Annotated in this window: 9 protein-coding genes; 8 read left to right on the forward strand and 1 reads right to left on the reverse strand. The window is 35.8% G+C overall.

From position 1 onward, the window contains the following. On the forward strand, nt 1-1755 hold a 1755-nt coding region (locus ACTTKP_RS09320; RefSeq protein WP_442553630.1), incomplete at its 5' end, for a heme NO-binding domain-containing protein. Between the two features lie 165 nt (nt 1756-1920). On the opposite strand, the gene ACTTKP_RS09325 is transcribed toward ACTTKP_RS09320, so the two are convergent. Further along, nucleotides 1921-3285 carry an MATE family efflux transporter gene (locus ACTTKP_RS09325; protein ID WP_442553631.1) on the reverse strand — a complete coding sequence of 455 codons (1365 nt, stop codon included), beginning with the start codon at nt 3283-3285 and terminating at the stop codon, nt 1921-1923. A gap of 226 nt (nt 3286-3511) precedes the next feature. On the opposite strand from ACTTKP_RS09325, the gene ACTTKP_RS09330 reads away from it, so the two are divergent. From ACTTKP_RS09330 to ACTTKP_RS09360, 7 genes are all read left to right on the forward strand, one after another. Beyond that, entirely contained in the window at nt 3512-3808 is a 297-nt protein-coding gene (locus tag ACTTKP_RS09330; protein WP_442553632.1) for a septum formation initiator family protein, read from the forward strand. 32 nt (nt 3809-3840) lie between these two features. Further along, complete coding sequence (gene tilS, locus ACTTKP_RS09335; protein ID WP_442553633.1) at nt 3841-5259, forward strand: tRNA lysidine(34) synthetase TilS; 1419 nt, start codon at nt 3841-3843, stop codon at nt 5257-5259. Nucleotides 5260-5270: 11 nt separating this feature from the next. Beyond that, nucleotides 5271-5798: a hypoxanthine phosphoribosyltransferase gene (gene hpt, locus ACTTKP_RS09340; protein ID WP_442553634.1), complete on the forward strand. Its 528-nt coding sequence runs from the start codon at nt 5271-5273 to the stop codon at nt 5796-5798. Nucleotides 5799-5831: 33 nt separating this feature from the next. Further along, nucleotides 5832-7670, forward strand: a complete 1839-nt coding sequence (gene ftsH, locus ACTTKP_RS09345) for an ATP-dependent zinc metalloprotease FtsH (protein WP_442553635.1) — start codon at nt 5832-5834, stop codon at nt 7668-7670. 359 nt (nt 7671-8029) lie between these two features. Then, nucleotides 8030-9802, forward strand: a complete 1773-nt coding sequence (locus tag ACTTKP_RS09350) for a glycerophosphoryl diester phosphodiesterase membrane domain-containing protein (RefSeq protein ID WP_442553636.1) — start codon at nt 8030-8032, stop codon at nt 9800-9802. 32 nt (nt 9803-9834) lie between these two features. Continuing rightward, nucleotides 9835-10617: a sulfite exporter TauE/SafE family protein gene (locus ACTTKP_RS09355; RefSeq protein WP_442553637.1), complete on the forward strand. Its 783-nt coding sequence runs from the start codon at nt 9835-9837 to the stop codon at nt 10615-10617. 126 nt (nt 10618-10743) lie between these two features. Next, on the forward strand, nt 10744-11058 hold the full coding sequence (locus ACTTKP_RS09360) for a hypothetical protein (RefSeq protein WP_442553638.1): 315 nt from the start codon (nt 10744-10746) through the stop codon (nt 11056-11058). Nucleotides 11059-11289 lie beyond the last annotated feature (231 nt).

Raw genomic sequence — 11289 nt, forward strand, 5'->3', positions numbered from 1 at the left:
AGAAGACTTTTCGGAGATGATGTGGTGAATAAGGCTCTTGAAAAGTATAATTTGAACCCTGGACATATTTTTTCGCCACTTGAAGATGTAGATGATAAGATAGCTGTAGGGATGGTTGAGTTTATAGGTCAGAAAGCAGGAAAAAATAGTGAGCAGATTTGGGAGATAATGGGTCAGGAGAATATAAGGACATTTGTCCAGTTTTATCCGGGCTTTTTTAGGCATGAAAATGCATATCATTTTCTTAAATCAATGAATGATGTACATGCTATAGTTATGAAGAGGTTTAAGGGAGCTGTTCCACCGGTACTTGACCTTACTGCAGTTGACTCCAATAAGGCAGAGCTTGTATACAGGTCGAAAAGGCAGATGGGTGGCTATCTTAAAGGTCTTTTAAAAGGAGTGTTTGAACATTTTAAGGAGAACGTGGATGTAAAGATTGTGAGTCAAGCCGGAGCTGAAATTAAGTTGGAGCTGACATTTGAAAGACCGATATCATATACAAAATCGTATAAGCTGAATAAAATTCTTTCCTTAGGCTTTATTAAAAATTCTGTATATAAAACATCTTTATTTACTATGCTTGGAGTAGGAATAACAAGTTTTGTTTCTTTTGGACTAAGCTGGGAGCCGGCAGTAGTTACCTTGGTTTCAGGCATTATTCCATTGTTGTTGGGTATGCTTTTTAATAGTCCTGTTAGAGATGTACAGGCAGAACTTGAAGATTTGAAACAGAGAAGATTTATTACTAATATGATACTTGATAGTGGAGATGAGTATCAGGCTCTTGCAGAGGATATTGCAAAAGTTAAGGAAGTAGTACAGAAAGATTTTATTGATTTTAATGCTGTAGTAGATGAAATGCATGGCTTTAACATGTCTTTAGGAGATATTTCCGGAAATATGAGAAATACTTCTGATAATATAAAGAGCGTGATGGGTAAGGTTACTGATGATACAAGTAGACAGGCTAGTGAGACAGAAAGGCTTGTCAATGTGTTAAATGGAAGTGTGAATAATATAACAGAAATTTCTGAAGAAAGCCAAGAAAATAAGACAAAGATTGAAGAGGCAATGAAGGGCATAAGAGAAAGTTTCTCAGGAGTAAAGAAGACTGCATCAGAGATAAATGGAGTTCTTGATGGACTTGGAACAATTAGAGAAAGTGGAGCTGCTCTTCAGGAAGATGCAGATAAAATGGTTCAGATTGTTTCAATAGTTTCAGGAATTGCAAATCAGATAAATCTTTTAGCACTTAATGCCTCTATTGAGGCTGCAAGAGCAGGTGAGGCAGGTAAGGGTTTTGCAGTTGTAGCAGAGGAAGTAAGAAAGCTTTCTGTAGAAACGGATAATGCTGTAGAAGAAATAAATCAGAACCTTACAGGTTTTGTAGCTAATATGAGAGAAGTTGTATCAGGCATAGATAATCAGTATCAGGTGCTGGCATCGGAAAATGAATCTCTTGATAAGGCAGTTGACACTTCCGAAGTATCTAATAATAATCTTCAGGCTGTATCAGTGCTTATGATTGATAATTCTCAGAAACTGAAAGGTGAGGCAGAGTCTATTTCTGAACTGTTTGAAAATATTAAGACTCTTACAGCTATAGCTGAAGAAAATTCGGGAGCTGTAAGTGAGGTAAATGAAAGTGTAGGTTCTTATATTGAGCAGATACAGGAACTTTCACATCAGATTGGTGTATTTAACACTATGATAGAAGACTTTAAGAAGAGCCTTTCTAAATATCATACCTAATTATAAAGATAACAGATTATCCCTTTAAGGAAATTTATTTCCTTAGAGTATTTATTCCTGTTCTTAGTAATACTGGGAGTGATTACTCTAGCAGTTATTGAAGGGGATTGATGGGAGAATAAAAATGAACCATATACTGAATAGCAGTGTATGGTTCATTTTTTACTAATTTGCCTTGATAAGTTGGCGAATTGATTTAGTATAAACATGATTAAAAAATAAAAATGAAGTTACAAGAGATACAACTTCTGCAATCATAAATGCCCACCATACATTACTTACATTACCTGTTTGTGATAGCAACCAAGCAGCAGGAATTAAAACTACCAGCTGTCTCATTATAGAGACTATAAGTGAATATATACTTTGTGCAAAGGCTTGGAAGATAGAACTTAAAACTATGCCAATAGCAGCAAGAGGAAAGTGGATTGCTATGGTTCTCAGTGCAATTACCCCCATATTCATCATATCGTCAGACGCATTGAACATATTAAGCAGGATTGTAGGTATGAGTTCAAAGGTGATTGTGCCTATTAACATTATACCAAAGGCAAGGTTTAAAGCAAACTTTAATGATTCATCTATTCGTTTTTTATTTTTTGCACCATAATTAAAGGAAAGTACAGGTATGAGTCCGTTGCTAAGTCCAAATACAGGCATAAAGAAAAAGGACTGTAGTTTAAAATATACTCCGAATACAGCTGCGGCAGTAGTTGAAAATGCAATGAGGATGAGGTTCATAGCATAGGTCATAATAGAGCCGATGGATATCATTAAGATGCTAGGAATTGCAATAAGGTAAATTGATTTTATAGTATCGAGGCTAGGTTTAAATATTTGTTTTATGGATATGGTAATTTCAGTGTTGTACTTAAGATTAAGGAAGATACCCATAAATGCACCACAAAACTGCCCTATTACAGTAGCTATTGCAGCTCCTGCAACCCCCATTCTTGGCAAACCTAAAAGACCGAATATCATAATAGGATCTAGGATTATATTTATTACAGCACCTGTTATCTGACTAATCATACTAAGCAGGGTTCTGCCGGTAGACTGAAGCAGGCGTTCCATAGTGACCTGTGTAAATACTCCTATAGCTAAGAAGCTGACTATTTGCAGATATATAATTCCGTCTGTCTGAATGGAAGGATTATCAGTTTGGCTGGTTATAAATGGTGCTGAAGCAAAGGCACCTAATAAAATAAAGATAATGGTATTTACTAAGATAAGAAAGATACCGTTATTTGCGGCTGCATTGGACTTATCCAAGTTTTTCTCGCCGAGTCCATGGGAGAGCAGTACATTAAAACCTACACCCGTTCCTGTTGCAAGGGCTATCATAAAGTTCTGCATAGGAAAGGCCAAAGTCACTGCAGTAAGTGCATCCTCAGAAAGCTTAGCTACGAAGATACTGTCCACAACATTATACAATGCCTGAACGAGCATTGATACTATCATAGGCAGTGACATATTTATTATCAGTTGCTTAACGGGCATTGTACCCATTTTATTTTCTTTTATATTCATTCATTCTTACCTCACTGCTGCTAAGATGGTAGGTTTACAAACTGTTGACGGCAATAAAAAGGAAGATATAATCAATATCAGTAAGAAATAGATTAGTTTGTGGTATATTTTTTTCATTTTTGCCCTCTTTTATTTTTTAGTATTGTAACATAAAATATAATGCTTGTAAAATACATAAATTTAAGCTAAAATGAAGTATACTATATAAAACAGATGGAGAATTCATATGGCAGGTATGAGAAAAAAACGAACCGGCAGAGCAAAAAAACTCTTCTATACTGTGGTGCTGTTTGCAGTTTTAGTAATTGTAAGCATGAGCAAGTTTATGTTAGATGATAAGCTTATTCAAGTAAAAGCCAAGAATGAGTCTGTCAAATGTGATTTAGAGGCTGAGAAGAACAGGGCTGAGGAGCTTGCAAATTTAAAGCTTGAAATAAAGACTAAGAAGTTTATTGAAGAAACTGCAAGGGAGAAGTTCGGTCTCACATATCAGAATGAAATAGTATTTGAACCGGAAAAATAAAAGGGTCTGACAACCAGCAGGGAGTCAGACCTTTGACTATAGTTACAGAGGATGAAATGGACAGTGTAGAAAAAATAAAGTTATTTATAAAAAAAAATAAATTGTTATCTAAGGGAGACAGGGTTGTTGCCGGTATTTCAGGAGGTGCCGATTCGGTCTGCCTTTTGCTCTTATTAAAGGATATTGTAAGTCCGGAGAATATTATTGCCGTCCATATAAACCATGGAATACGGGGAGAAGAGGCGGCAAGAGATGAGGAGTTTGTAAAGAAACTTTGTGAAAAATATAACATACATCTTGAAGTCAGACGGTTGGATGTGCCGTCTTATGCAAAAGAGAATAAGTTTTCGGAAGAAGAGGCAGGGCGGATACTGAGATATGAGGTTTTTGAGGAGATTAGAAAGGGAAATAAGGCAGATAAGATAGCGGTTGCCCATAATATGAATGATGTGGCAGAAACCTTTCTCATCAACCTTTCAAGAGGAAGCGGTATAACCGGACTTACAGGAATAAAAATTAAAAACGGAAATATAATAAGACCCTTGATAAAAACCGACAGAAAAGAGATTGAAGAAATTGTCGCAGGGTACGGAGAGAGTTATGTTACGGACAGTACCAATAAATCACTGATTTATATGAGAAATAGGGTTAGGAATAAGGTACTGCCTGAGCTTTCGACGGTAAATGAGGGAGCGGTAAGACATATAAACGAGGCAGCAGACAGGCTTTACGGTATAGAGAATTACATACTAAAAGAGGTCGAGAAGGCTTATGGAAAATATGTTGATGAGGCCGATGATATTTTTGTAAAAAAAGAGATATTAGAGCTTGATGAGGTTTTAGCGGATGAGGTACTGTACAGGGTATTGGTAAAAAGGGCAGGGAAGGCAAGAGATATAGGTTCAGTGCATGTTGCCGGTGTGAGAGAGTTATTTTTTAAACAGGTGGGCAGAGAGATAAATCTACCCTATGCTGTTAGAGCTGTAAGAGATTATGAGGGAGTAAGATTTTTAAAAGAAGCTGAAACACCGGTTAATTCCGGTAAGAGGTTGGAACCACCTGAATTAAAGCTTGATTTGATAGAAATTGATGAGGTTTCAGATGTTTTGTTGGAAGAAAATAATATTAAGCTGACTTTTTGTGACGGAAGTACAAAAAATCTTGTGCAAAACAGTTGTATCAAATGGTTTGATTATGATAGAATATCAGATAATGTTCTTTTGCGATATAGGCAAGATGGAGATTATCTTATTATTTCTGATGATGGTACTAAGAAAAAACTGAAAAAATATTTTATAGACAGCAAAGTTCCCTCAGAAAAAAGAAATACAATTCCTGTTGTAGCATCCGGCAGTGACATCCTTTGGATAATAGGATATAGAACCGGAGAAGGGGCAAAGATTACCAAAATGACAAGAAAATTGTTAAAAATTGAAGTAATATTAAAATGATGGAGGAAAAAATGGAAACTAAGATTACTACATTGCTCAGTGAAGAAGAGGTAGCAGCTCGTATAAGGGAAATGGCTGAGGAAATCAACAGAGATTATGCGGGAAAAGAAGTGCATTTAATCTGTATTCTTAAAGGAAGTGTATTTTTTACTACAGAGCTTGCAAAGTACATAAAAGTTCCGCTTACAATGGATTTTATGTCGGTATCAAGCTATGGCAACGGCACGGAAAGCAGTGGCAGGGTAAGAATAGTTAAAGACCTTGACGAGGGTATTGACGGTAAAGATGTACTTTTAATAGAAGATATTATAGATTCCGGTAATACACTTAGTTTCCTTAAGGATATGCTTTGGACAAAGAAGCCTAATTCGCTTAAGCTTTGTACCTTACTTGATAAGCCTGACCGCAGGGTTGTTGACGGCATTACTGTGGACTATGTGGGATTTGTAATTCCTGATGAATTTGTAGTAGGCTATGGACTTGATTATATGCAGCGATATAGGAATCTTCCTTATATCGGAGTAGTGCATTTGGACTAAAAAAGACTATTATACATTGAACAGGAGAACAAAGTGAGAAAACAGACAAGGGGATTTGGAACCTATTTTATAATACTTGCAATAATTGTACTGGTAATGTTTTTATCAGAAAATCTTTATAAGATGAGCCATAGCAATTATAACTATGAAAAATTTAAAGCAGATTTTGATAGAAAAACTATAACAGGAGTGGAAATATACCAAAATCAGACAGTACCTACCGGTGAAGTGGAAGTAACCATAGGTTTTCATGAGAATAGGACGACGGAAAGTTTTTACACCTCTGATGTAAACGAGGTAGTTGCACTGTTAAGAGAAAAAGGCTTTGTAAACTATAATCTGCATGATGTGACAAAGCAGAGTTGGCTCATTACACTTATGCCTTATATGCTTATCTTAGTAATGTTCTTTATTATGATGATGGTTATGACGGCTGGAACGGGAGTTTCAGGTGGAGGCGGTGGAGCAGCAGGCTCGAAGATGATGAATTTTGGAAAGAGCAGAGCAAAGATGTCCTCCGAAAAAGATAAAAAGGTTATGTTTAAGGATGTTGCAGGACTGAAAGAAGAGAAAGAAGAGTTGGAAGAAATAGTGGATTTTCTTAAAAATCCTGCAAAGTACAACGGTATTGGTGCAAGAATACCTAAAGGAGTCATACTTACAGGCCCTCCGGGAACGGGTAAGACCCTGCTTGCAAAGGCAGTTGCGGGAGAGGCGGGAGTACCGTTTTTCTCAATCTCAGGTTCTGATTTTGTAGAAATGTTTGTAGGTGTAGGTGCTTCAAGGGTTCGAGATTTATTTGAAGAGGCAAAGAAAAATGCTCCTTGCATAGTCTTTATAGATGAGATAGATGCCGTAGCCAGAAGAAGAGGTACAGGTCTTGGCGGCGGACATGATGAAAGAGAGCAGACTCTGAACCAGATGCTTGTGGAAATGGACGGATTTGGAGTGAATGAGGGTATTATCGTGATGGCTGCTACAAACAGAGTGGACATACTTGACCCGGCTATCCTCCGTCCGGGAAGATTTGACCGCAAAGTGCAGGTAGGCTATCCTGATGTAAGAGGCAGAGAGGAAATCTTAAAGGTACATTCAGCAGGCAAGCCTCTTGGTGATGATGTAAACCTTGAGCAGATTGCTCGTACTACCGCAGGATTTACAGGTGCGGATCTTGAAAATCTTTTGAATGAAGCGGCAATAAAGGCAGCAGCAGAGAACAGACAGTTTATAGTTGCGGAAGATATTAAGAAATCATTTATTAAAGTTGGAATAGGAACTGAGAAAAAGAGCCATATCATTTCTGATAAGGAAAAGAGGATTACGGCTTATCATGAGTCAGGTCATGCAATTCTCTTCCATGTGCTTCCTGATGTAGGTCCAGTGTATACCGTATCTGTAATTCCTACAGGAAATGGAGCGGCAGGCTATACCATGCCTCTTCCTGAAAAGGATGAGATGTTTAAGACAAAGGGTAAGATGAAGCAGGATATTATAGTAACTCTTGGCGGCCGTGTTGCAGAGGAGCTTATTCTTGATGATATTACTACCGGTGCTTCAGGGGATATAAAACACGCAACCAAGGTTGCAAGAGCAATGGTAACTCGTTTTGGTTTCACCAATGAAATAGGGCTTATTAACTATGACAATGACGATGATGAGGTGTTTATCGGAAGAGATTTGGCACATACAAGAGCCTATAGTGAAGAAACGGCAAGCAGGATAGATGAAGAGGTTAAGAAGATAATAGATGAATGCTATGCAGAAGCTAAACGCCTTATTTCAGAAAATATGAATGTGCTTCATGCCAGTGCAAAACTGCTTATGGAAAAGGAAAGAATTACAAGAGAAGAGTTTGAAGAGTTGTTTAATTAGAAAGCGGTTTGATATTTTATAATTGTCACTTATTAATGATTACCAATAAAAATGAGAGTTTATAGTTTAAAATTACAGGGTAAAAATGCACTAATGCAATACATAAGGTAATTATTAATAGAAAAAGGGTTGTAAAAAAAATAAAGTTTGTGCAGACTTATTGGCAATTATCTGCTATAATAATACTCGTAAACCCCAATACATTATATAGTTTTTGCTACACCCCATAAGTAACAAAAATACCTTCTCCGAAGAGTCCGGCTCCCCCAAGCCGGGCTCTTTACTTTGTTGCATAGAATTAATTATAACTTTTATAAAACTCATATATTATTTGATGTAAGGCAGAAGTAAGGAGTATTATGAATATAGATAATAAAGCATTGGGAAAGGCTGTATGGAATAATATATATCAAAATAAATTTGCATTTTATTCAAAGGCTGTGCTCTTACAGCTTATTTTAACTAAGGTAGGGAGCTTCCTGCTTAGATTTGTATTTAGGCTTGTTCTAGCAAGTGCAGGGGAGGACAATCTTACAGCTCATAATATTTTAGACATACTTAGTAAACCTCCAAGCTTCTTACTGCTGATTATATTTGTTATGCTTGTAAGTGGATTCATCTTGCTTGAGTTTTCTGTACTTACAATCATGGTTTACTGTTCATATAAAAAAGTAAGATTTTTGTGGAAAAATAATCTTAAGAGTGCTTTTAGCAAATGGAGAAGTTTTAACTTAAAGCAGATGTTTTTCTTTATCATATATTTCATATTGATGATTCCGCTGTCTAATCTTGGGCTTAGTTCAGTGTTTTCTGAAAAATTTTTCATACCTAAGTTTATTACCTCGGAGCTTATGAAGACTGATAAGGGAGAAGCTCTATATTATATATTTTTGCTAATCTGTGGTTACATAAACTTAAGGCTGATTTTTACCATTCCGCTAACAGTTATTAATAATAATACATTTTCTTCTAATATGAAGAGGAGTTTGGAAATTACTAAAAAAGGCAAGATAAGACTAATAATGCTATGGTTTATGTTTGAATTTGTCTTGTTTATTGTAGGTGGTATTTTATTATGGTTAAATACTCAAATATTTGAATTTTTAGATCCATCAGGTAAGGCGGTAGTTTATAATAGTATGTTTTATACTATAACCAGAATAATACTTTTCTTCTTTATAGTAATTTCAAAATTGATAATTATATCATCAATGGTGAAAATTATAATTGATGATGAGGAAGTATTTTGTTTCAATGTACTGCCCTATGGCGGTTTTGTGCATAAAAAAAGAAAGAGAATTGCGGCTTTGATGAGTATTATACTGATAGTTGTGCTGGGTCATGCAGGATACCAGATGTTTTCTGAGAAGCTAAATAAAAATGTATTTATAGTGGGGCATAGGGGATATGATTCTACAGGAGTAGAAAATTCTATTGAAGCCTTGGAGGGAGCTGCAAAGGCAGGAGCCGATTATGTGGAGTTAGATATAATCTTAACAAAGGATAACAAGTTTGTTGTAATCCATGACTTTAATTTAAAAAGGCTTGCAGGCATAGATAAAAAGGTGCAGGATATGACCTTTGATGAGGTTGTGGGACTTGAGATAAGGCAGGGAGACTTTGTAAGCCATATACCCTCCTTTGAGGAGTTTGTAAAGCGGGCGAAAGAGCTTAATATGAAACTTTTGGTAGAGCTTAAGCCACATGGGAAAGAACCGGATAATTATGCAGATATTTTTATTAATGAGATGAGAAGGCTTGGAGTAGACAAGACTTATAAAACGATGTCCGGCAATTTGGAGATTATGGAAAAGATAGAAGCTAAAGCGCCGGATATAGACACAGGACATATAATAGCAATGCAGTTTGGAGCTTTTGCAGATGAGATGGTGAATTTTTTTGTGATAGAAGACTTTACCTTCAATGATATATTAAATGATGATGCGAAGGCAAAAGGAAAGGATATTTTTGTTTGGACAATTAATGACAGTGAAACAATAATAAAATATCTGCATAAGCCTATAGAAGGTATAATAACAGATTATCCGGATATGGTAAAAGAAGAAATTGAGAATGAAGATAATTCATACTTTTTAAAGCTGTACAGATTACTGTCTCAGGGAGTCAGATAAAAATATTATAAGTTGTAAGTATTGGAGTGATTATGGAAATATTATTTTTTGTTATATGTTTTTTTGCATCTGTAATAGGAGCTATCTGTGGTATCGGCGGAGGGGTAATTATTAAGCCCCTCTTAGATGCATTTAAAATTTTGGATGTGAGTCAAATAAGTTTTTTGTCGGGCTGTACTGTACTGTCTATGTCAGCTTATTCTGTAATTAAATCCCAATTAAGCAGGAAGGAAGAATTGAAGCTTGCTAAAATATTTCCGGTTGCAGTAGGGAGTGCTATAGGAGGAGTGGCAGGAAAATGGCTTTTTTCATTTGTAAAGAGTGTAAGCAGTAATCCTAATAAGGTGGGGGCTGTACAGGCGGGCTGCCTTTTAATTGTGACTTTGTTTACATTATTATTTACTTTGTTTAAAGACAGGATAGCAACCAAAAAGATAAAAAACAGTGGAATATCCCTAATAGTAGGTTTATTTTTAGGTTTGATGTCTTCTTTTTTAGGTATTGGCGGAGGCCCTATCAATCTCGTTATATTGTTCTATTTATTTTCAATGAGTACCAAGGAGGCGGTAATAACTTCCCTCTACATTATTTTTGTTTCGCAGTTTGCCAGCCTGGTGGCTTTGGTATTTACTAATGAGATACCTGATTTTAATTATAGCCTGCTTGTGGTTATGGTGGCCGGAGGTATTCTGGGAGGTGTTGTCGGAAGGATTGTGAATAAGAAGATAGAAGAAAAAATGGTTGAAAAGCTTTTTATTGGGCTTATGGTTGTGATTATGGGGATAAATTTGTATAATATCTTTAGCCTGTGGTAGGAAGAGGGAGGTACTGATATAGGAAAGTGCAGTATTTAGAGCTATAATAAAAGCAGGCGGTTCTCGTTCTATTGCAGCTAACATAGCAAACGTTATCAGAGAAATTTTAGAAGGGACATTATTTTAATGATTAAAGAAAGCGATTATAACTTAACACTTAAAAAACTGTATGAAGAGCATAAATTATTGATTTCTTCCTTATTTGAAATATTTGGAGATGAAATTAAATCAGCTAGTCTCTTTTGTCTTGAAAACGGCATAAGTATTAGGGAAAGAGATAAAATAATTTTATTACTTCATAAATTTTCTGCTAATCACAGTATATACGAATTGGATTTTTGGAAGAATATATTAATAACGAAAATCCCGATATTATCTGAATTGGATGACAAAGAATTTCAAAAAATGCTTATCCTTTTTAGTGATTATTATCTAGCTTAACAAAAGTGACGGTATTTCTGCCGGCACTTTTTCTATCAGAAGAATACTATAATCAGACTTACAAGTGTAGATTTCTTTTGTTTACCACATAGCAAACAGTAGCAACGGATACATTCCGAATTTGGAATAATTAAAATCCATACTAATGTGGACTTTAATTATTCCGATAACAAAATGCTAGATTTTCAAGGTAAGTGCAACACCATGTTGCATTTAAGTTGAAAAACTACA

It is taken from the genome of Catonella sp. (assembly GCF_052169795.1).
Classification (GTDB): domain Bacteria; phylum Bacillota; class Clostridia; order Lachnospirales; family Lachnospiraceae; genus Catonella.

Coding starts and splice junctions, on each gene's coding strand:
- ACTTKP_RS09325 (WP_442553631.1), bottom strand. CDS start 3,285: ATGAATATAAAAGAAAATAAAATGGGTACAATGCCCGTTAAGCAACTG.
- ACTTKP_RS09330 (WP_442553632.1), top strand. CDS start 3,512: ATGGCAGGTATGAGAAAAAAACGAACCGGCAGAGCAAAAAAACTCTTC.
- hpt (WP_442553634.1), top strand. CDS start 5,271: ATGGAAACTAAGATTACTACATTGCTCAGTGAAGAAGAGGTAGCAGCT.
- ACTTKP_RS09350 (WP_442553636.1), top strand. CDS start 8,030: ATGAATATAGATAATAAAGCATTGGGAAAGGCTGTATGGAATAATATA.
- ACTTKP_RS09355 (WP_442553637.1), top strand. CDS start 9,835: ATGGAAATATTATTTTTTGTTATATGTTTTTTTGCATCTGTAATAGGA.
- ACTTKP_RS09360 (WP_442553638.1), top strand. CDS start 10,744: ATGATTAAAGAAAGCGATTATAACTTAACACTTAAAAAACTGTATGAA.